The following is a 22,942-nucleotide window of genomic DNA, read 5'->3' as shown; positions in this document are numbered from 1 at the left end:
CGTTATAGTAGTTTAGTATGTATTTCTTTTTTTAATAAATAGCCAGTCAATGCTGTTGATAAAACATCGGCAATAGGAAAAGCAATCCATACGCCAAAAATACCTAAAAAATTTGGTAGAATGAGCACTAGCGGGATGAGGAAAAATCCTTGTTTGCTTAACGTTAAAAGTAAAGCTTTTTTGGCATTGCCAATAGCTTGAAAATAAGCAGCGCCAATCAGTTGAATGGCAATAATGGGTGATGCTGCAAAAACCCATCGCAAGGCATTGGGTGTTTGGGCTATAACCTCGGGATCAGTGGTGAAAACTGATACAATTGGTTGAGCAAATACCAAGATAATCACAAATATTATTGAAGCCAAAACGGCTGCGTATAAAATAGATAACTGAACACTCTCCTTAACACGAGCAAAATTAGAAGCTCCATAATTGTAACCCGCAATAGGTAAAAATCCTTGTGTGATTCCAAGTATGGGAAACAAAGCAAACATTAACATTCTGCTTATGATTCCATAAATGGCAACGGAGTGTTCTCCGCCATAGGTGTACAATGTGTGGTTTAACAAAATTGATAAAAGACTAACGACACCTTGCCTGGAAAACGTAACAATGCTAAGGGAAGTTATTTGCTTGACAATGGATGCGTTGAATGAAAAATGTTTGAGATGCAATCGCAATTGACTCTTGAAAACAAAGTACCACACTACAAATAAAAAACAAGTAGTATAGGAAATGGCTGTGGCCAATGCTGCGCCAAAAATACCCATGTCCAAGTATTTTATAAAAAGAATATCCAGAGCAATGTTTACAAATGCTGGGATGATCATGGCTACCATGGCAAATTTTGCCTTTCCTTCAGCCCGAATGACATTATTGCCCATCATGCACAATGCTAGAAAGGGAACACTGATGATTATAGGAAAATAAAATTCTTGTGCGGGTTTAAAAATGGCTCCTTTTGCCCCAAAAAGTAAAAGCATTTCATCACTAAATATCAAACCGAATACCACAAAAACTGAGGCTAGGATGAAAGTCATCGTTATTTGGTTCCCAAAAGTTTGCAATGCTTTTTCTTTGTTGTTTGCACCCAAAGCACGTGACAAAACCGATCCGCCTCCTACGCCAATAGCCATGCCTAATGACGAAATTAAAAAAGTGATGGGCAATACAACGGTTACTGCAGCAATTGCAAGTGAGCCGATCCATTGCCCAACAAATATGGTGTCTATCAAAATATTAACAGACATAAAGAGAATCCCAATAGAGGAAGGAACCGCTTGTTTAATCAAGAGTTTTTTGATTGGTTGCGTTCCCAACTCATCGGTACTGGTATTCATTTATGCAGTAGTTTTTTCTAGCGTTGCTGTTGTAGATACGCCTGTCCATGTAGTAATCCAGTTTCCTACTGTTTTACACCAATCTTCATCGTCATTTAAACAAGGAATGGCCATGAATTTTTCTCCACCGTGGTGTAAAAATTCTTCATTGGCTTCCATAGCAATTTCCTCTAAAGTCTCTAAACAGTCTGATACAAAAGCAGGTGTCACTACAGCTAGATTTTTAATGCCGTTTTTTGGCATTTTGTTAACTTCGACGTCTGTGTAGGGAGTCAACCATTTGTCGCCCGCTAAACGTGATTGAAAGGTCTGGCTGTATTTTCCCTCTGGGATTCCTAGCAATTTAACCACTTGTTTTGTGGTTTCGTAGCATTGGTGTCGGTAACAAAATTCGTGAGCTGGTGATGGTGTATTGCAACAAGAGCCATCTATTTTACAATGTGATTTGGTGATGTCTGTTTTGCGAATGTGGCGTTCTGGAATTCCGTGGTATGAAAACAACAAATGATCGTAATCAAAACCTTCTAAATGTCCTTTTATAGAATCAGCTAAGTTTTTCAAATAATCCGGTTTGTTGTAAAAAGCTGGAACAATTGTGAATTTCATTTCAGGGAAATACTTTTTGCGGTGTTCCTCTGCCAGTTCTAGTATAGTAGTAGTTGAAGCCATTGCGTGTTGCGGATACAACGGAAAAAGCAATACTTCGGTCACCCCTTTATCGTGTAATTCTTGTAATCCGGATAAAAGCGATGGATTGCCGTAACGCATAGCCAGAGCAACAGGAACATCCACGAGTTTTTGTACTTTTTCGTGCATTCTTCTTGATATGACTACAAGTGGAGAACCTTCGTCCCACCAAATTCTAGCATACGCCGCCGCTGATTTCTTAGGTCTTGTTTGTAAAATGATTCCGCGTACTAGTAATGCACGTAATAAAAACGGAACGTCAATTACATATTTGTCCATTAAAAACTCATCTAAATACGGTTTTACATCTTTTGGAGTTGGACTTTCGGGAGAACCTAAATTTACTAATAATACACCTTTCATCTTGTCTTTTTTTATGAAGCAAAAGTAACTAAACCTGCTTTTTTATACTTTGTGATTAACTATTTTTTATTTATTGTTTAATATACGAAAACAATTGTTTACTGCATATTAGGGTTTATGGACATCAAATACTTTTTGGGTGTGGTAGCAAATTTCTTTTTGAATGCCGTTATAAAATGGCTTCCGGTGCTGTACCCTATTTTTAATCCCACTTCGTTTACGTTGTAGGAGCCACTATCTAGTAGTTTTCGAGCAAAATCCATTTTATAGTCAAATAAAAATCCGTAAACAGTATCACCATAAATTTGTTTGAAACCCATTTTTAGTTTTTTTAAATTCAAACCTATTTCATCTGCTAGTTCTTGTAAACCTGGTGGTTCAGCCATGTTAGCAATAATGATTTCTTTGGCTTTTTTTATTTTGATCACATTGTCTTCATCTATTAAAAAAGGACATTGCTCTGCATTTGGATCTTCGGTTCTATTGAAATAAAGGCTCAATAACTCATATCCTTTGCCTTTGTAATATAGGTTTTTTATAGATGGATGCAAGCTGTAATGAAACAACTGCGATAGCACTATTGCCATTGATGGGCTAATGTTTCCTTCGTTATAATATTTTTTATCTTTATTATCGGCGCTCAAAAAAGTAATATAATCTGCCTCGGTAGAGAATAGCGCATGGAATTTTTTGATTGAAATAATGACAGATATCACCCAAGAATTTGGAGCTAGTTCTAAATTTAGAGGTAATTCTTTTTGTGGATTATAAAGTAATAATGATTTTTCCTCTTTGAGTTCTAGAGCATAATTTCCTTGATTAAAAATAAATTTAGCACTTCCTTTTAGACCAAAATGAAACTGAATCAAGCCACTGCTTACCTCGCGTTGTGCATGGAAAGGGTTAATACCATCATTTTGAAACCGAATTAGCGTAAAATCGTCTTCAATTTTTATAATTTCTTGTGAACTCATAGCGGTATTTTTTTAATATAAAAATCATATTCAGGAAACGTATTTATTTAGAACAACTCTAAATAAAGAGATTCAAAGCACTTGATTTCATTACAAAAATAAGTTTTTTTGGTTAATAAATACATTTAGAATCAAAAAATCATTAAGCGATACAAAAAGAACTTCTAGCGTTATTTTTATAACTACTGTAGTACTAATTTTGTTTCACTTTTTGGAAAAGTGCAAATATGGAAAACAATAACACATCAAAGCATCAGTATTTTTACGCGGTTGGGTTAAGCTACAAGAAAGCCGATGCAGAGATCAGAGGGAAGTTTAGTTTAGATGGTGTTGCAAAAACTCGTTTGTTAGAGCAAGCTAAGAATGAAGGAATAGAGAGTTTAATAGTTACTTCAACCTGCAATCGTACTGAGATTTACGGTTTTGCAGAGCATCCATTTCAATTAATCAAATTGATTTGTGAGAACAGTCAAGGTTCAGTTGAATCCTTTCAAAAGGTAGGATTTGTTTATAAAAATCATGAAGCCATTAGCCATTTATTTCGAGTGGGAACAGGTCTTGATAGTCAGATTCTAGGAGATTTTGAAATTATTGCTCAAATCAAATCCAGTTTTTCACAGTCAAAAGGATTGGGCTTAGCCAATGCTTTTTTGGAACGATTGGTCAATTCTGTCATCCAAGCTAGTAAAAAAATAAAAACCGATACCGAGATAAGTTCCGGAGCTACATCAGTTTCTTTTGCGGCAGTGCAATACATTATCAAAAATGTTGAAGACATTGGTAACAAAAACATTTTACTTTTTGGTACGGGAAAAATTGGTAGAAATACCTGTGAAAACCTAGTAAAGCATACTAAAAACGAACACATAACCTTAATCAATAGAACTAAAGAAAAGGCTGAAAAACTGGCTGGGAAATTAAATCTTATTGTTAAGGATTACTCAGAATTGCATCTTGAATTACAAAAAGCGGATGTTGTTGTAGTAGCTACTGGTGCACAAAATCCAACAATTGACAAAGCGATTTTGAATTTAAAAAAACCACTGTTGATTTTAGATTTGTCAATTCCAAAAAATGCGCATGAAAACGTGGAAGAACTTGATGGAGTAACCTTAATTCATATGGATTATTTGTCGCAGTTGACAGATGAAACCTTGGAAAATAGAAAAAAACACATTCCAGCTGCCGAAGCGATTATCGAAGAAATTAAGGAAGAGTTCATCACTTGGACCAAAGGCAGAAAGTTTGCGCCAACAATTAATGCTTTGAAAGCAAAATTGAACGCGATTAAAGCATCTGAACTTGATTTTCAAAGCAAGAAAATATCAAATTTCAATGAAGAACAAGCGGAAATAATAAGCAACCGCATTATCCAAAAAATTACAACTCATTTTGCCAATCATTTAAAAGATGATAACACCATGGTGGATGAAAGTATTGAATGGATTGAGAAAGTTTTTAAAATAGGAGCAACGGCTAAATAAAGTTGGCGCCAGTAAAATCAAATCAGGAGAGAACTTCATTTCTCGTGGGTTTGAAAAAAATAAAATAGTGAACAAAACGATACGCATAGGAACCCGTGATAGTGAACTCGCACTTTGGCAAGCCCACACTGTTCAAAATAAGTTAAACGATTTAGGATACAAAACAGAAATTGTTGCCGTAAAATCTCAAGGTGATATCATTCTTGATAAGCCTCTTTATGAATTAGGAATCACCGGAATTTTTACCAAAACACTGGATGTTGCTATGATTAATGGAGATGTGGATATTGCGGTACATTCTATGAAAGATGTTCCAACTGCATTACCACACGGAATTGTTCAAGCTGCAGTTCTTGAAAGAGCCAACACTTTGGATCTTTTAGTTCACAAAGGAAACCTAGATTTTTTAAATCAAACAGGAACAATCGCCACAGGCAGTTTGCGCCGTCAAGCACAATGGCTTAATAAATACCCTAATCATACTGTAGTTGATTTGCGCGGAAATGTAAATTCACGCATGAAAAAACTACAAGAAAGTGACTGGAGTGGAGCCGTATTTGCAGCAGCAGGGCTAGAAAGAATTAATCTTAAACCAGAAGACTATATTGATCTTGATTGGATGATTCCCGCACCAGCCCAAGGAGCTATGCTGGTTGTAGCTATGGCAAATGATGAGTATTCTAGACAGGCATTGCATGAACTTAATGATATTGATACTGAAATTTGTACCCACATTGAAAGACAATTTCTTAAAACTTTAGAAGGTGGTTGTACAGCGCCCATTGGTGCTTTAGCCGTTTTTGTAGAAGACGATATTGTTTTTAAAGGTGTTTTGTTTTCTATTGATGGAAAAGAAAAAATCGAAGTAGAAAAAACCGTTCCGATGCAAGAATGGAAAAAGTTGGGGTACTTTTGCGCGCAAGAAATTCTTGAAAATGGTGGTGTAGCGTTGATGAAATCTATAAAAGAGAAATTAAAAAAATAATGGAGCAAATAAGTATTTTATCTACCAAAACACTTTCTGGAATTCAAAGAAAAGCGGTACTCGATGCCAACTTTGATCTCTTGGAACAAGATTTTATCGAAGTAACAAACACTCCATTTTCCCTTCAAAATATTCAAGAAAACCTCATTTTTAGCAGTCAAAACGCTGTTTTAAGTCTTATAGAACAAGACGGTTGGGAAGGTTTACGTACTAAAACTGCTTTTTGTGTAGGCATCAAAACCAAAGAAATACTGGAGCAAAATGGCTTCACGGTAGATGTTTACATGGATTATGCGTCAGAGCTAGCCGAAATTATCACCTTAATTTACAGTCAAAACAGCTACACTTTTTTTAGTGGTAATTTGCGTAAGGAAACCTTACCACTAGCACTAAAAGATGCTGGAATCGTGTTTAATGAAATTGAAGTGTATCAAACTAAGTTGGCACCATTTAAAATTTCAAGTTTAGAAAATTTTGCAGGGATCCTCTTTTTCAGTCCATCGGGAGTAGAGAGTTACTTGAAAGAAAATAAGCTAAAAAAAGAAGTTTGCTTTTGCATTGGCGAGACTACCGCCGCAGCTTTGAAAGGAAAAACAAAGAGTATTGTGGTGGCCGAAGAGCCCACTATTGAAGATTTAATTATCGGACTCATAGAATATTATACAACAGAAGGCGAATAACGCCCATCAAATAGATCAAAACAAACCCTCAAAGAGGAATTAAAAAATAGAATTATGTTAAAAAATGACTTGTTTTTAAGAGCACTAAAAGGAGAAACTGTTGAACGCCCACCGGTATGGATGATGCGTCAAGCAGGAAGGTATTTGCCAGAATTTAGAGCTTTGCGAGACAAATATGATTTTTTCACTCGTTGCGAAACACCAGAATTAGCTGCCGAAATTACGGTTCAACCTATTCGTAGAATTGCTCCAGATGCTGCGATTTTGTTCTCTGATATTCTTGTGGTGCCACGCGCTATGGGAATTCACGTGGAATTAAAAGACAATTTAGGACCAATTATCCCGAATCCTATTCGTACCATGGAACAAGTGAACCAAGTTTTCGTTCCGGATGTAAATGAAACTTTAGGATACGTTTTTGATGCGGTTAAGTTGACAAAAGAAATGTTGAACGATGAGGTGCCTTTAATAGGTTTTGCGGGTTCGCCATGGACTATTTTTTGTTATGCTGTTGAAGGCAAAGGCTCTAAAAGTTTTGATACTGCCAAAGGATTCTGTTTCTCAGATCCAGTAGCGGCGCACACTTTATTACAAAAAATCACCGATACAACTATTTTATACTTATTAGAAAAAGTAAAATCAGGTGTAAATGCAGTTCAGATTTTTGATTCTTGGGGTGGCATGTTGTCGCCAGTTGATTACCAAGAATTCTCATGGAAATACATCAACCAAATCATTGATGCCTTAGCTGAGGTAACTCCAGTTATTGTTTTTGGTAAAGGATGTTGGTTTGCTTTAAATGAAATGGGAAAAAGTAAAGCGTCTGCATTGGGTGTAGATTGGACTTGCTCACCTAGAAACGCACGTTATTTGTCAGGTGGAAACATCACATTACAAGGTAATTTTGATCCCTCTCGATTATTTTCTCCAATTCCAGTGATTAAGAAAATGGTTCATGAAATGATTGACGAATTCGGAAAAGACAAATATATTGTGAATCTTGGCCACGGTATTTTACCTAATATTCCCGTAGATCACGCCAAAGCATTTATTGATGCGGTGAAGGAGTACAATCAATAAAGATGCTATAAATCTAGAATACTTTTTATGATTTTAGAAGGTTTTTAAAAAAAATTCAAAAAAATGAGAAAGATATGCACAAAACTTCTGTTGCTTGTAAGCATAATAACAATGTCAGTAAGTGCCCAAAAAAAACAAAGTTCTTCAACTGAAGAGATTGCTTATCAAATAGTTTCTAATTATTTTGTGAAGAATACTTTCAAAAAAGATCATTTTGAAAACCCAAAGATAACAACTCAAAAAGAATTCGATGCTATATTTGGAGCGGCTGTTTTTATGGGTAAAAATGGCAAACCAACGATAATTAATTTTGCTAAACAATATGTAATTGCAGTAACCATAAAAGAAACAAGTTATATCACTTCAATTACTCCCGTAAGTTTAAAAAAAACAAATAAGAGAATAGTTTTTAATGCTTATATTAGTCAAGGAAGAAAAACATCAAGTACAATGAAACCTTTACTTCTAATAGCTGTCGATAAGAAGCATACTGGTAAAGTTGAAATTCAAATCACTCAAAAAACTGTTGAAGGTGAACAAGCTCTTAGCGGATTACCACTTTCATCTCAATGGATATTAGAATCTTTTAATGGTGATTCTAAGTTGGTTACCAAAAATACTTATATAACTCTAAATAAGGACTTGAGTGCTTTTTCAGGAAATGGTGGATGTAATATTATTAATGGATCTTTGAAAGTTTTAGGAAATAAAATCGAGTTCAAAAAAATGATAAGTACTAAAATGTTTTGTGACGTTATGGATCAAGAAAATAAATTTACAGCTTTACTAGCAATTGCAAATACATATAAAATAATTGGAGGACAATTGTTCTTGTACCAAGATGATAAACTATTAATGACTTTAGAAAGTTATAGATAAGAAATAAAATGGCAAATTTCGTTATAGACAAATTAGAGTTAACAGACTCAAATCAATTGTATCAATTTATGATTGACAATAATGAAAGATTGCAGCAATTTTTCCCATTAACGCTTTCAAGTAACTCCACACTTGAAAAATCTAGCGAATACATTGCAATTAAAAATAAAGAAATAGAAGAGAAGACAAATTTTACTTTTGCTATTCGAGATAAAAACAACCAACAAATTATAGGTTTAATTATCATTAAAAAGCTCGATTGGGATAAAAACCAAGGAGAATTTGCATACTGTATTGGTTCGGAATATGAAGGAAATGGTTTGACTTCATTTGCGGTAAAAGAAATGACAAATTTTGCTTTTGAGGATTTAGGTTTGAAAACACTTCAGATTATTGCTCATAAAAGTAATTTAGGAAGTGTGAAGGTTGCTGAGAATATCGGTTTCGTTTGGCAAAGCACCTTACAAAATGAATTTACTCCAATTAATGGAACTCCATTAGATATGGAATTATATGAATTGTACAATGAAAAATAAATTTTACACCTACATACAAAATCTCCAAGACCAGATTGTTGCTGGCTTAGAAGCCGTTGAAGGTCATGCCAAATTCAAGGAAGATCTTTGGGAACGTCCAGAAGGCGGCGGAGGAAGAACACGTGTAATCGAAAACGGAAATGTTATCGAGAAAGGCGGTGTGAATATTTCGGCAGTGCATGGAAAATTACCCGATTCGATGCAAAAATTATTTAACGTAGGCGAAGCCGATTTTTTTGCCTGCGGATTGAGTTTGGTTATCCATCCTAAAAACCCAATGGCACCCACTGTTCATGCTAATTGGCGCTATTTCGAAATGTACGATGAAAATGGAAACGTAATCCAACAATGGTTTGGAGGCGGACAGGACTTAACACCCTATTATTTATTTGAAGAAGATGCGATTCATTTTCACCAAACCTGTAAAACCGCTTGTGATAAGCACAATCTAGATTTTTATCCCAAGTTTAAAAAACAATGCGATGCCTATTTCTGGAACGCACATCGTAATGAAGCTCGCGGACTCGGCGGATTATTCTTTGATTACTGCAAAGCAACCGAGCAAATGTCAATGGAAAACTGGTTTAACTTTGTAACCGAAGTTGGTAATTCATTTTTAGCCGCTTATGTTCCAATATTAGAAAGACGAAAAAATTTACCATACACCGCAGAACAAAGAACTTGGCAAGAAATACGAAGAGGTCGCTATGTTGAGTTCAATTTGGTGCACGACAAAGGCACTTTATTTGGTCTAAAAACCAATGGAAGAATTGAGTCAATTTTAATGTCATTACCACCACACGTTCAGTGGGTATATGACCATCATCCAGAATCAGGAAGTGAAGAGGAGAAATTATTGAAAGTGTTGGAGATTCCTGTTGATTGGATAGTTTAGCTCCGTAGGAGCGCTATATTTATAGGAATATTATTTTTTTGATTGAGCACCTTCGGTGCGATATATTTATAGCAACCATCGGTGTGATATATTTATAGCGCCGCGTTATATTTGGACAAATAATATTGTTTTTATTTAGCTCCGTAGGAGCGCTATATTTATAGCAAATAATGTATGTAATTGAAATTGAATTCCGTAGGGATGACATATTTAACTAACATCAATTTATAATGGCAAACACCTATTCTCAAATATACATCCAAATTGTCTTTGCTGTAAAAGGAAGACAAAATCTAATTTCTAGTAAATGGAAAGATGAATTGTTCAAATATATTACTGGTATTGTTACAAATGAGGGTCAAAAATTAATTGCGATCAATGGAATGCCAGACCACGTTCATATTCTAATTGGCTTAAAGCCAAATAAAGCTTTATCAGATTTGGTGAGAGATATAAAAGCCAATTCATCAAGATTTATTAATGAAAAAGCTTGGATAAATGGTAAATTTGAGTGGCAAACAGGATTCGGAGCATTCACCTACAGTCATTCGCAATTGACTAATGTTATCAATTATATACAAAATCAAGAAGAGCATCATAAAATAAAAACATTCACAGAAGAATATGTAGAATTTTTAAAATTGTATAATGTAGATTTTAAAAATGAATATCTTTTTGATGATGTTAATTAGAGATAAATATGTCGCCCTTACCGGGCTTAAAGATAGTACGATAAAACAAATTACTATAAACATTACGCTCCTCTGGAGCTTGAAAAACTAAAGATATGTTCCCATTACAAAGAGGTCGCCGGTTAAGAGTAAACGAATCCATTCGTTCATTAGTTAGAGAAACTACATTAAGTCCAAGTGATTTTATGTTTCCTATGTTTATTGCCGAAGGCGAAAACGTACAAGTAGAAATTCCATCTATGCCAGGAATTTTTCGTCGTTCGATTGATTTAACAGTGAAAGAAGTGCAAGAATTATTCGATTTAGGAATTCGAGCAGTAAACATCTATGTAAAAGTCGACGAAAATCTAAAAGACAACGCCGGTACTGAAGCTTGGAACCCAAACGGACTCATGCAAAACGCCATTCGCGCTATCAAAACCGCTTGTCCAGAAATGATTGTCATGCCTGATGTGGCTTTAGACCCATATTCAATTTATGGTCATGACGGAATCATAGCAAATGGCGATGTTGAAAATGATTCTACCAACGATGCTTTGGTAAAAATGGCTGTTTCTCACGCACAAGCCGGTGCCGACTTTGTAGCGCCAAGCGATATGATGGACGGACGCGTACTACGCTTGCGCCAAGGTTTAGATGCTGCAGGGTATCATAACGTGGGCATCATGAGTTATTCTGCCAAATATGCTTCGGCATTTTACGGACCTTTTCGCGATGCTTTAGACTCTGCTCCAAAAGACGCTGATGTAGATGTTCCGAAAAATAAAAAAACCTATCAAATGGATTATGCCAATCGTCTTGAAGCCATCAAAGAAGCACTTTGGGATGTTGAAGAAGGCGCTGATATGGTCATGGTAAAACCCGGAATTGCATACTTAGATATCGTTCGCGAAGTAAAAAATGCAGTTCATGTGCCTGTAACGGTATATCATGTTTCTGGCGAGTATGCCATGATCAAAGCCGCTTCCGAAAGAGGTTGGTTAGATCACGACCAAACCATGATGGAGCAGTTAATGTGCATCAAGCGTGCAGGAGCTAGTTTAATTTCGACTTATTTTGCCAAAGAAGCGGCAATACTTTTAAATAAAAAATAATGAAAAAGATCCTTTGCATGATTGCTGTATGTTGCTTTCTATCTTGTAAAAAAGAAGAAACAAAGAAAGAATCCTTGTACCCAACAACTACTGAAGAAGTTGCTCAAACTCCAGTAGATTTAGGAAAAGAAATTTTTGAAGGAAAGGGAAATTGCATCGCCTGTCACCAAATTGACAAAAAAGTAGTTGGTCCCAGCTTACAAGATATTGCAGGTATTTATAAAAGTAAAAATGCCGATATGGTCACGTTTTTAAAAGGTGAAGGCGAGCCAATTGTAGACCCAAGTCAATACGAGGTGATGAAAGCTAATTTTGCACTCACAAAAGCCATGTCCGAAGAGGAATTGAAAGCGCTAGAATCCTACGTATATTCTCATGTAAAATAAAGTTTTTTAGGAGCTATATCCTGCTATCCGCTATATCTCTTGTGTTCGCTAGCGCTACCACAAGAGGATGCCGCTTCTATCAGGGCTAAAAACAAAGACCATTCGCAAGTACTAATGGTTTTTTTATGACCGTATGTAGTCTACACATATTATTTTTTTACCTTTAAAAAATGGAAACAGTCTACATCAATACTCCGCTAGGAATTGCTGCCATTACAGGTGATTTACATGGTGTTTCTGAAATAATAGTCTTAGAAGAGGGTGAAGTATCAGCTCAAATTCCCGTTTTTGTACAAGAGGCTGTACAGCAACTTCAAGAATATTTCGATGCCAAAAGAAAACATTTTACCTTTAAACTCAATCCAAAAGGAACTGATTTTCAACAAAAAGTGTGGAACGCATTACTCGATATTCCGTTCGGTAAAACAAGAACATATCTAGAACAATCCAAATTTCTTGGTGATCCAAAAGCCATTCGAGCTGTGGCTTCGGCGAATGGAAAAAATCCACTTTGGATTGTGGTTCCTTGTCACAGAGTTATTGGTAGTGATGGTTCATTAACGGGATATGCAGGAGGATTATGGCGTAAAAAATGGTTGTTAGAACACGAAAATCCTTCCCCGCAACATAGTTTATTTTAGTTGGTTATGAATATTTTTTTTATATTCGTTTAAGAATATCCGTGCAAATCTTTTAAATCAGCGTCATCTGCGTGCCATAAAAAATGATCGAAAAAATAAATCTCAACAACATTCTGTTTCTCGATATAGAAACCGTTCCAGAATCTGAAAATTACGATGATTTAGATCCGGAAATGCAATCCCTTTGGGAACACAAAACCCAATACCAACGCAAAGAAGAGTATTCTCCCGAAGATTTTTATGATCGCGCAGGTATTTGGGCCGAGTTTGGTAAAATTGTGTGTATTTCGGTAGGTTATTTTACCATCAAAGGTGACATTCGTAATTTTCGTGTAACGAGTTTCTTTGGCGAGGAGAAAAAAATACTTTCCGACTTTAATAATTTACTCAACAATCACTTCAATCAACCGCAGCATGTTTTGTGCGGACACAATGCCAAAGAATTTGATATTCCCTTTTTGGCTAGGCGAATGATTATCAATAATATTGCAATTCCAAACAAGCTGAATTTATTTGGAAAAAAACCTTGGGAAATTCCACATTTAGATACTTTAGAATTATGGAAATTTGGCGATTACAAACATTTTACTTCTTTGAAATTGATGTGTAAAGTACTCGGAATTCCTTCTTCAAAAGGCGATATTGATGGCAGTCAAGTAGGTCATGTTTTTTATGTCGAGAAAGACATTGACCGTATTGTTACTTATTGTGAGCGAGATACGATTGCTGTAGCGCAAATTTTTCTGCGTTTGCGTAGAGAAGAGTTGTTAATTGAAGACGAGATTATTCATGTGTAAGTAACTTGAATGGCAATATCAATGTCAAAATGAAATCTCAATTTAAAATTCTTTTATTGAAATTGACATTGCAATTGTTATTGATATCGATTTATTACATTTACAAAAATTATTAGTTATGGTATTGAGTAGATTTTGGTTGGTTATTTTTATTTCATCAATTGTTTTTGTGGTAGTTAGTTTGTTCAGTTCAAACACCTATACAATTGATTATGTATTGAATGGAAAAAAAGACGACCCGATTTTGATTTCTGAAAAAATGCCGGAGCAATTGCCGCTTTTCATCAAAGACAGTATCAAAAATGCACCAGATCAAACCATGATTGTTAATCGCGATACTTTAAACGCGGACACAACTTATGTTTTTAAAAATAAAACGGTAAAAATCTACAGTGGCGTACAAAAATCAGATGGTTTATTACCTACCTGCAAAAGTACTTTGCTGGATTTAGTATTACCATTAATGGCTTATTTGGCTTTCTTTTGTGGGTTGATGGAACTATTAATTATTTCAGGTGCTTCTGGAAAATTGGCCAAAGCCTTAAGTCCTGTTTTTGTAAAAGTATTTCCGAGCATTCCTAAAAACCACCCTTCGATTTCTTATATGACTTTGAATTTTGCAGCTAATTTTCTTGGTTTAGACTCAGCTGCAACGCCTTTTGGCCTAAAAGCCATGGAAAGTTTACAAGAAATTAATCCTGAAAAAGACAAAGCTAGTGATGCGCAAATTATGTTCATGTGCTTACACGCCTCAGGACTTACATTGATAGCTACTTCAATCATAGGCTATCGTGCTGCCGCAAATGCCAGTAATCCTGCCGATGTGATGTTGCCTTGTATTATAACGTCGTTCATTGGTACCATTGCAGCCTTTTTGATTGTTGGTATCAAGCAAAAAATCAATTTCAAGAGTGCCTCTTTGGTATTGGTATTAATCACATTGATTGCAGCAATTATCGGTTTGTTAATGTATGTTAATCAGCTGGATTTTGTGGGTAAAAACTACTTTACATCTAATCTGTCAGCTTTGATATTGATAGGTATTATCGCTTTTACTTTGATTTTTTCATGCTGGAATGAAAAGAAATTTACTGCAGCAAGCACTACTGTTTTTGATGCTTTTGTAGTGGGTGCTAACAATGGCGTGAAAACGGGGGTAACTATTTTCCCTTACGTTTTAGGGATGCTAGTGGCTATATCCTTGTTTAGAAATAGTGGTTTGTTTGAAATCATCAGTAACGGAATTGCTTTTTTATTCTCAAATTTGGGTGTAAGCAAAGAAATAACAGATGCTCTGCCAGTTGCTTTATTGCGTCCTTTTAGCTCTGCGGGTTCTAGAGGATTTTTGATAGATTCTATGAATACTTTTGGTCCAGATTCCTTAACGGCTCGTTTGAGTAGTATTTTTCAATGTAGCGCCGAAAGTACTTTTTACGTAATTGCGGTTTATTTTGGATCAGTTAATATCAAAAACACCCGTTACGCTTTAGGAACCATGTTATTGGTAGACGTGATATGTGTTATAACAGCAATATTTGTGGCGAGCTGGTTTTTTTAATCTAACCGATAAAATTTCTTAAAAATGTCACGAGACTGAGGCTCTCTATTTTATGTTGACTAATTATAACGGATTAAAATCCGTTGAAAAAACTAAAAACTAATAATTGAACTTTCGTAGGAACACAACATATTGTTAAATTTTGATTTGATTTCACACGAACCAATTATATACTAGGATTTTTAATCAATTTTTCATTCTTTTGAGGGATTCAATAATTACTTAAATACATATAAAAATGTCAAAATATACCAAATACATCGCCATCGGCTTGCTTATTCTTTTTTTACTAACAAGTATTTTAACGTAGTAGTTTTGGGTTGCTCTTAAAGTAACTTTTAAACTTACACCAACTATTTTATCTTTGTAAAAACATTACACCATGGACTTTATTTATCAGGATCCTTATCCTATTTTAAAAGACGATACACAATACCGAAAAATATCTTCAGACTACGTAAAAATGGAACTGCTTGGAGATAGAGAAATCTTAACCGTTGATCCAAAAGGTTTGGAGTTGCTTTCGCAAGAAGCTATGAAAGACGTTTCTTTTATGCTTCGTACTTCACATTTAGAAAAATTACGTGCCATTTTGGATGATCCGGAAGCGACAGATAACGACCGTTTTGTTGCGTATAATTTATTGCAAAATGCAGCAGTAGCTATTGACGGACAATTACCATCTTGTCAAGACACCGGAACAGCGATTGTAATGGCCAAAAAAGGAGAAAATGTATACACAGGTGTAGATGATGCTGAGTGGCTCTCAAAAGGGATTTTCAACACCTACCAAGAAAAAAACCTGCGTTACTCTCAAATTGTGCCTATCAGTATGTTCGAGGAAAAGAATTCCGGTTCTAATCTCCCTGCTCAAATTGATATTTATGCCAAAAAAGGAAATACGTACGAGTTCTTATTCTTAGCAAAAGGGGGCGGTTCTGCCAATAAAACCTATTTGTACCAACAAACGAAATCGCTTTTGAATGAAAAGTCGATGGATGCATTTGTACGTGCTAAAATCATGGATTTAGGAACTTCTGCCTGTCCGCCGTATCACTTAGCGTTTGTAATTGGCGGTACTTCAGCCGAGGCTAATTTAGCAGCAGTAAAAAAAGCTTCTGCTGGATATTTTGATCACTTGCCAACCACAGGAAACATGGCTGGTCAAGCATTCCGGGATTTAGAATGGGAGCAAAGAGTGCAACAAATTTGCCAAGAAAGTGCTATTGGAGCGCAGTTTGGCGGAAAATATTTTACTCATGATGTACGTGTGATTCGTTTGCCACGTCATGCTGCTTCTTGCCCTGTAGGATTAGGAGTGTCGTGTTCTGCTGATAGAAATATAAAAGGAAAAATTACCAAAGAAGGTATTTTTGTAGAACAACTTGAGGTGAATCCTGGGCGTTTATTGCCTGCAACTCCGCCACATTTAGAACCTGCTGTTGAGATTGATTTGAACCAACCGATGGCTGATATTCTTAAAAAGTTATCACAATTTCCAATTAAAACGCGTTTGAAACTAAACGGGACTTTGATTGTAGCGCGTGATATTGCACATGCAAAAATCAAAGAGCTTTTGGATGCGGGTAAACCTATGCCAGAGTATTTCAAAAATCATCCGGTGTATTATGCTGGTCCAGCAAAAACTCCAGACGGAATGCCATCAGGTAGTTTTGGTCCAACCACGGCTGGTAGAATGGATGTTTATGTAGAGGAATTTCAAAAAGCAGGTGGAAGTATGATTATGCTTGCTAAAGGAAATAGAACCAAACAAGTAATGGATGCATGTAAAACTTACGGAGGTTTCTACCTAGGTTCAATAGGTGGTCCAGCGGCTATTTTGGCTCAAGACAACATCTTAAAAGTAGAAGTAGTAGACTTTGAAGAATTAGGTATGGAAGCGGTACGTAAAATTACAGTGAAAAACTTCCCTGCTTTTATCATTACTGATGATAAAGGAAATGATTTCTTTGAAAATTTATAATGTAGTCGAAATATATATACATGATTTAATTTGTGGGTTTTGCATTCTATTATCCATATCGATAAAGAGGGTCTTATTTTTTTGAAAGAACTATTGTTACGTCATAAAAATGTTAGCACGGTTATTTTGCTGTAAAAAGTTAAGCATTTTTTAGCCCCGATGGAAGCGGCATCTCCCGGTTTAGAAAAACAAGGCTTTTTTGCCGTAGTTTTTATTTATCGGGAATACAGCGTACAGCGGGACAAGTAGTGTATGAAGCAAAAAAATGCTGCTCCTAAAAAACAACAGCGTTCCTCTCTTTAAAATTTGACTTGAGGCCATAAAAAAACCCATTCGCCTTAACGAATGGGTTTTGCATTTATAAGTTACTGAATTACCAGATTCTCACACGCTTTTCAGGTGCAATGTACATGCCATCATTTTCTTTGATATCAAAAGCTTGATAAAAAGTATCGATGTTTTGCAAAGGCACATACGCACGGTACATTCCTGGAGAGTGCGGATCAGTTTTTACTTGGTTTTTCAAGGCCTCATCACGCATTTTTGAACGCCAGATTGTTGACCAAGAAATGAAGAAACGCTGCTCAGGTGTGTAACCATCAATCAAGCCTGGATTTCCGTTTTCTTTCAAGTACAATTGTAAACCATCATAAGCTGCATTTACACCACCTAAATCACCTATGTTTTCACCTAGTGTAAATTTACCATCTACAAAAGTTCCTGGCAATGGCTCCAATGCGCTGTACTGTGCAGCCAAAGCTCCTGTTAAAGCCGAGAATTGTTTTAAATCATCAGCAGTCCACCAGTCAACTAGGTTTCCATCAGCGTTGTAACGCGATCCTGAATCGTCAAAACCGTGTGAAATTTCGTGACCGATAACGCCACCTATTCCGCCATAATTCACAGCTTCGTCAGCTTGGTAGTTGTAAAATGGTGGTTGTAAGATAGCTGCTGGGAAAACAATCTCATTATTAGATGGGTTATAATAGGCATTTACCGTTTGTGGTGACATGCCCCAACGCTCTTTATCTACTGGTTTGTTCAACTCAGCAATGTTTTCTTCAAAACGCCATTTGGCCATGCTCAAAGCATTTGAAAAAAAGCTTCCTCCTTCTTGTGGACTCTTGATTGTTAAAGCTGAATAGTCTTTCCACTTGTCAGGATAACCAATTTTGATTCTGGATTTGTTCAATTTAGCCAAGGCACTTACCTTTGTTTCAGCAGACATCCATGACAAATTGTTAATTCTATTTTCGAAAGCACGGAAGATGTTTTTGATCATTTTTTCTGCTTTGGCTTTAGCTTCAGCTGGGAATTTTTTCTCAACGTATAATTTTCCTAAAGCTTCACCTACGGCACCATTGATAGTTTGCAATGCTCTTTCGTCACGTGGTCTTTGGCTTACCGCACCTGTTAAGGCTTTCCCGTAAAACTCAAAGTTAGCGTTTTCAATATCGGTAGACAATTGGCTTGAAGCTCTGTTCAATAAACTCCAACGCATGTAAGCTTTCCACTCGTCAACTTTGTTTTCTTTCAACATCGTTTCAAGCGCCACCATGTATTTTGGTTGTGATACAATTACAGTATCAACTTTGGTTAAACCAATTTTAGTAAAATACGTATTCCAGTTGATTGATGGTGTTAATTTACTCAACTCCGCCAAAGTCATTGGGTTGTAAGACTTACGACGGTCTCTGCGTTCTACTCTGTCTAACCTTGGTCTAGACATGGCAATTTCAAGCGCTAAAATTCTCTCAGCATTTGCCTGAGCTACCGCTGGCTTATCGCCAAGAAACTGTAACATTTTAGCAACGTGAAGTACATATTTTGCACGTTTTTCTTTCGAGTCGGCATCTTCAGAAACATAATAGTCTCTATCTGGCAAACCTACTCCGCCTGGACCTACATTAATTACATTTCGGCTACTGTTTTTAGCATCGGTACCTACACCTGCTCCCATAAACCCAATACCACCGATTGGTTCCATTTCGATTAATAATGCCTCAAGATCTTTCACGTTCTTAACCGCATCAATTTTTTTAAGGAAAGGTTTTAATGGCGCAATTCCCATTTTGTTACGACCAACGGTGTCCAAAATAGACTTGTACAAATTAATCGCTTTACCTTGATCCGTATTTGATTTGTACTTTGGGTTTGTTGCTGCCTCTTTTAAAATAGCTAGCGCATCCGCATCTGTTCTTTGACGCAACTCATCAAAACTTCCCCAACGGGTTCTATCCGCTGGAATGGCAGTGTTGTCTAACCAAGTTCCGTTTACGTAACGAAAGAAATCGTTACTTGGCTTCACTTTTTTGTCCATGTAATTCACATTAATCCCTGGCTCCTTAGCCGCAGGATTACTTTGGGCTTGACCCACTGCAAAAGCCATCATTGCAGGAATCACAAAAAGCAGTTGCTTATTGTTGTTTTTTTTCATTTTAGTTAGTTTTTTAGTTATATAAACAAAGCTATTAATAATTTTATTGACAATTAAAGTTTCCTCAGATTATCACTAAACATTAGGGTTTGACGCAAAAAAATGAAAAAGGTTTAAAGTCTAAACCTTTTTTTTTAGTCTAAGAACAAGTTTCCACTAAAAATAAAAGTCTGTTAATTACAATACAAAACCATTTACGATTGTGTATTTTTGCACCAAAATAGAACCATGTTAGAAATCTTAAAAAAATACCGTTTATTTATTGGGGTTTTCATTGTGCTTTCAGCAATCATTTTATCCCTTTTCTACTCGGCATTAAAGCCCGAAAAATCACTTCCTATTTATAATCCAGCTGATGTTAATCCAGAACTGGTTGATAGCACTGTACAATACAAAAGTAAATACCATACTATTGCTGATTTTTCATTTGTAAACCAAAACGGAGAAACTATTACGCAGAAAGATTATGAAGGAACCGTGTATGTGGCTGATTTCTTTTTTACAACTTGTGGCTCCATTTGCCCTAAAATGTCAGTAAATTTAGAGGAAATTCAAAAAGCTTTCGCCAACAATCCTAAAGTTAAATTACTGTCACATACCGTTTTCCCAGAGACGGATAGCGTTCCTGTACTTAAGGCTTACGCCAAAAAACATAATGTGGACGATGACAAATGGAATTTGGTTACGGGTGATAAAAAAGAAATTTATGCTATGGCACGAAAATCCTATTTAGCTGTAAAAATGGGTAAGCCAAGTGAATTGTATGATATGGTTCACACCGAAAATTTTGTTTTGGTTGACACCAAAAAAAGAGTTCGAGGCTTTTATGACGGCACTGATAAGGAGGACATGAAGCGTTTGATAGAAGATATTCATTTTTTAATCCAAGAATAATTTAAATCAATCTTACATTTATACACACAATACATTTAATACATCTGTTTTGGACGATCTCTTGAGGGTTTATAATTGTTGGTTCAATAAGTTGTGTTTGTTGTAAAATGTGTATTTTTGCAATCTTAATTCAATCTAAATAAGTTTTGCTTACAACAATTCATTCGTTAAAGAAAGGCGACAAGGCCATCATAAAAGATTTCGACATCGATGCAGTTCCTTTAAAATTATTGGAAATGGGTTGCTTGCCAGGAAATACCGTCGAGTTATTACAAATTGCTCCTTTTGGGGACCCTTTGTTCCTAGATATCAATGGTTCACATGTAGCCATAAGGATTGAAACAGCCAAAGAAATAGAAGTTGATATTATAAAAATTAACTTATGATAAGCAAACAAAACATTAATGTTGCATTGATAGGCAATCCTAATGTTGGGAAAACCTCCGTATTCAATCAACTCACGGGATTAAACCAGCAGGTAGGGAACTATCCTGGAATTACAGTTGAGAAAAAAATAGGATTTTGTAAATTACCCAATAATATTAAAGCTAATATCCTAGATCTTCCGGGAACTTATAGTTTAAACGCAAGTTCTATTGATGAAAATGTTGTTATTGAATTACTTCTAAATAAAAACGATAAGTTATATCCTGACGTAGCACTTGTGGTTACAGATGTGGAAAATTTAAAACGAAACTTACTGCTTTTTACACAAATAAAAGACTTAGAGATTCCAACTATTTTAGTCATTAACATGGCTGATAGAATGAAATTTAAAGGAATCTCACTTGATATTCCATACTTAGAGCAACATTTAAAGACTAAAATTGCTCTAGTTAGTTCTAGAAAAGGTTACGGCATCGAGGAACTGAAGCAACTAATTGTAAGTTTCAAAACCATTTCGAGCGAACCATGTTTAAACGCTTCGGTAATTGACCCAAATTATTTTAACAGCTTACGAAAAGCCTTCCCGAACCAATTGCTATATAAATTATGGCTGGTTATCACACAGGATGTCAACTTCTTGAACTTAGAACGAAATGAAATTAGAAGTTCGTTTACCAAATCACATTCTGATTTAAAGCGTTTGCAACAAAAAGAAACTATCAAACGCTATCAATTCATAAACGATGTGTTAAAACTAGGGTTAAAAATTGACACGAGTATTGCCAAAGATTACCGCAGCCAGCTCGATCGCGTACTTACGCACAAAGTTTGGGGTTATGCGATTTTCTTTTTGATTTTGTTCGTAATCTTTCAATCGATATTTGAATGGTCAAAAATTCCGATGGATTTCATAGACACCTCTTTTGCCTCATTGAGTTCACTTGCCGCAGAGCAGTTGCCTGCTGGAGTTTTAACCGATTTGATTTCGCAAGGAATTATTCCTGGTATTGGAGGAATTTTAATTTTTATACCCCAAATTGCCTTCTTGTTTATGTTTATTTCCATCCTTGAAGAAAGTGGTTACATGAGCCGTGTGGTGTTTTTGATGGATAAAATCATGCGCAAATTTGGCTTGTCAGGTAAAAGTATAGTGCCCCTTATTTCGGGTACAGCCTGCGCTATTCCTGCAATTATGGCTACGCGTAATATCGAAAACTGGAAAGAACGATTGATCACTATATTGGTTACACCATTTACCACTTGTTCCGCTAGGCTGCCCGTTTATGCCATTATTATTGCACTTGTTATTCCTGACGAACGCTTGTTTGGTTTCTTGAACATGCAAGGAATGACCTTGATGCTGTTATACCTTTTGGGGTTTGGAATGGCTATTTTCTCGGCTTATGTTTTGAATAAAATTTTAAAAATACAAAGTAAAACGTATTTCGTCGTTGAAATGCCAAATTACAAACTTCCCTTGTTTAAAAATGTGGGCATCAATGTTATCGAGAAAACCAAAGCTTTTATAGTTGGAGCTGGAAAAATCATATTGGCAATCTCGATCGTTTTGTGGTTCTTAGCATCTTACGGACCCGGAGAAAAATTCAGTAATGCGGAACAAATTATTACTCAGAATACGATAAATAATCCATTACCAGAAGCTGAATTTGAAAATGCTGTAGCATCACAAAAACTAGAAAACTCTTATATTGGAATCATGGGAAAAGCAATTGAACCTGCCATTTCACCATTAGGATATGACTGGAAAATAGGTATTGCTATTATCAGTTCGTTTGCAGCTAGAGAAGTTTTTGTGGGAACATTAGCTACGATTTACAGTGTAGGAGGTAGCGAAAACGAGGTAACCATAAAAAACAAGATGGCTGCCGAAATCAATCCCGTAACTGGAGAAAAGATCTTTAACTTTGCCTCGGGAATCTCATTACTATTGTTTTACGCCTTTGCTATGCAATGCGCCAGTACGCTCGCAGTAACTAAAAAAGAAACCAATTCCTGGAAATGGCCTGCGGGACAATTAATTTTCATGTCGGGTTTTGCTTATGCGATTGCCCTAGTTGCTTATCAGATCCTAAAATAAAATATTCAACAAACGTTAAACTTCTATTTTTTATTATTCTTAATTTGTCTAAATAAGATTTGGATTTTACCTTT

The 22,942-nt window shown here is 35.8% G+C and carries 21 protein-coding genes; 17 read left to right on the top strand and 4 right to left on the bottom strand.

Features of this window, described 5'->3' with window-relative positions; all coding sequences use genetic code 11:
* Positions 1-2: 2 nt before the first annotated feature.
* From FJV36_RS08945 to FJV36_RS08935, 3 genes are all read right to left on the bottom strand, one after another.
* A complete protein-coding gene (locus tag FJV36_RS08945) occupies positions 3-1,337 on the bottom strand; it encodes an MATE family efflux transporter (protein WP_158981021.1) in 1,335 nt (444 codons plus the stop codon).
* Positions 1,338-2,387 carry a ferrochelatase gene (gene hemH / locus FJV36_RS08940; RefSeq protein ID WP_086452797.1) on the bottom strand — a complete coding sequence of 350 codons (1,050 nt, stop codon included), beginning with the start codon at positions 2,385-2,387 and terminating at the stop codon, positions 1,338-1,340.
* Positions 2,388-2,485: 98 nt separating this feature from the next.
* A complete protein-coding gene (locus tag FJV36_RS08935; protein ID WP_158981019.1) occupies positions 2,486-3,361 on the bottom strand; it encodes a helix-turn-helix transcriptional regulator in 876 nt (291 codons plus the stop codon).
* A 227-nt stretch (positions 3,362-3,588) separates the two neighbouring features.
* Between FJV36_RS08935 and hemA the strand changes: the two genes are divergently transcribed.
* From hemA to FJV36_RS08865, 14 genes are all read left to right on the top strand, one after another.
* Complete coding sequence (gene hemA, locus FJV36_RS08930) at positions 3,589-4,845, top strand: glutamyl-tRNA reductase (RefSeq protein WP_158730148.1); 1,257 nt, start codon at positions 3,589-3,591, stop codon at positions 4,843-4,845.
* A gap of 64 nt (positions 4,846-4,909) precedes the next feature.
* Positions 4,910-5,830, top strand: a complete 921-nt coding sequence (gene hemC, locus FJV36_RS08925) for a hydroxymethylbilane synthase (RefSeq protein ID WP_158730160.1) — start codon at positions 4,910-4,912, stop codon at positions 5,828-5,830.
* A complete protein-coding gene (locus FJV36_RS08920; RefSeq protein ID WP_158730147.1) occupies positions 5,830-6,510 on the top strand; it encodes a uroporphyrinogen-III synthase in 681 nt (226 codons plus the stop codon). Before hemC ends, FJV36_RS08920 begins: the two co-directional genes overlap by 1 nt.
* Before the next feature lie 54 nt (positions 6,511-6,564).
* Positions 6,565-7,590 (top strand): uroporphyrinogen decarboxylase, encoded by a 1,026-nt coding sequence (hemE, locus tag FJV36_RS08915; protein WP_158730146.1) that lies wholly within the window; start codon positions 6,565-6,567, stop codon positions 7,588-7,590.
* A 111-nt stretch (positions 7,591-7,701) separates the two neighbouring features.
* Complete coding sequence (locus tag FJV36_RS08910; RefSeq protein WP_199250930.1) at positions 7,702-8,469, top strand: META domain-containing protein; 768 nt, start codon at positions 7,702-7,704, stop codon at positions 8,467-8,469.
* An 8-nt stretch (positions 8,470-8,477) separates the two neighbouring features.
* Positions 8,478-9,005, top strand: coding sequence for a GNAT family N-acetyltransferase (locus FJV36_RS08905; protein WP_158730144.1), 528 nt, complete (start codon positions 8,478-8,480; stop codon positions 9,003-9,005).
* Positions 8,995-9,900, top strand: a complete 906-nt coding sequence (gene hemF / locus FJV36_RS08900) for an oxygen-dependent coproporphyrinogen oxidase (RefSeq protein WP_158730143.1) — start codon at positions 8,995-8,997, stop codon at positions 9,898-9,900. Before FJV36_RS08905 ends, hemF begins: the two co-directional genes overlap by 11 nt.
* A gap of 230 nt (positions 9,901-10,130) precedes the next feature.
* Positions 10,131-10,592: an IS200/IS605 family transposase gene (gene tnpA / locus FJV36_RS08895; protein WP_158730142.1), complete on the top strand. Its 462-nt coding sequence runs from the start codon at positions 10,131-10,133 to the stop codon at positions 10,590-10,592.
* A gap of 95 nt (positions 10,593-10,687) precedes the next feature.
* On the top strand, positions 10,688-11,686 hold the full coding sequence (gene hemB / locus FJV36_RS08890; RefSeq protein ID WP_158730141.1) for a porphobilinogen synthase: 999 nt from the start codon (positions 10,688-10,690) through the stop codon (positions 11,684-11,686).
* A complete protein-coding gene (locus tag FJV36_RS08885; RefSeq protein WP_158730140.1) occupies positions 11,686-12,072 on the top strand; it encodes a c-type cytochrome in 387 nt (128 codons plus the stop codon). Before hemB ends, FJV36_RS08885 begins: the two co-directional genes overlap by 1 nt.
* A gap of 170 nt (positions 12,073-12,242) precedes the next feature.
* Complete coding sequence (locus FJV36_RS08880) at positions 12,243-12,713, top strand: methylated-DNA--[protein]-cysteine S-methyltransferase (protein WP_158730139.1); 471 nt, start codon at positions 12,243-12,245, stop codon at positions 12,711-12,713.
* Between the two features lie 83 nt (positions 12,714-12,796).
* The gene (locus tag FJV36_RS08875; protein ID WP_158730138.1) at positions 12,797-13,510 is read left to right on the top strand and encodes a 3'-5' exonuclease; all 714 of its coding nucleotides are present in this window, start codon (positions 12,797-12,799) and stop codon (positions 13,508-13,510) included.
* A 118-nt stretch (positions 13,511-13,628) separates the two neighbouring features.
* Positions 13,629-15,068, top strand: a complete 1,440-nt coding sequence (locus FJV36_RS08870) for a nucleoside recognition domain-containing protein (RefSeq protein ID WP_158730137.1) — start codon at positions 13,629-13,631, stop codon at positions 15,066-15,068.
* A gap of 382 nt (positions 15,069-15,450) precedes the next feature.
* Positions 15,451-17,052, top strand: coding sequence for a fumarate hydratase (locus tag FJV36_RS08865; protein WP_158981017.1), 1,602 nt, complete (start codon positions 15,451-15,453; stop codon positions 17,050-17,052).
* A gap of 373 nt (positions 17,053-17,425) precedes the next feature.
* Here the strand turns inward: FJV36_RS08865 and FJV36_RS08860 are convergent, their stop codons facing one another.
* Positions 17,426-19,489, bottom strand: coding sequence for a M13 family metallopeptidase (locus FJV36_RS08860; protein WP_158981015.1), 2,064 nt, complete (start codon positions 19,487-19,489; stop codon positions 17,426-17,428).
* 228 nt (positions 19,490-19,717) lie between these two features.
* On the opposite strand from FJV36_RS08860, the gene FJV36_RS08855 reads away from it, so the two are divergent.
* The 3 genes from FJV36_RS08855 (at position 19,718) to feoB (ending at position 22,868) form a co-directional block, all read left to right on the top strand.
* Positions 19,718-20,383, top strand: coding sequence for an SCO family protein (locus tag FJV36_RS08855; protein ID WP_158981013.1), 666 nt, complete (start codon positions 19,718-19,720; stop codon positions 20,381-20,383).
* Positions 20,384-20,529: 146 nt separating this feature from the next.
* On the top strand, positions 20,530-20,769 hold the full coding sequence (locus FJV36_RS08850) for a FeoA family protein (protein WP_158981011.1): 240 nt from the start codon (positions 20,530-20,532) through the stop codon (positions 20,767-20,769).
* Entirely contained in the window at positions 20,769-22,868 is a 2,100-nt protein-coding gene (gene feoB, locus FJV36_RS08845) for a ferrous iron transport protein B (protein WP_158730159.1), read from the top strand. Before FJV36_RS08850 ends, feoB begins: the two co-directional genes overlap by 1 nt.
* Positions 22,869-22,942 lie beyond the last annotated feature (74 nt).

Source organism: Flavobacterium sp. I-STPP5a, from assembly GCF_009764685.1.
Classification (GTDB): Bacteria; Bacteroidota; Bacteroidia; order Flavobacteriales; family Flavobacteriaceae; genus Flavobacterium.
The sequence above is the reverse complement of the archived record's forward strand: the minus strand, read 5'-3'. Positions and strand labels throughout refer to the sequence as shown.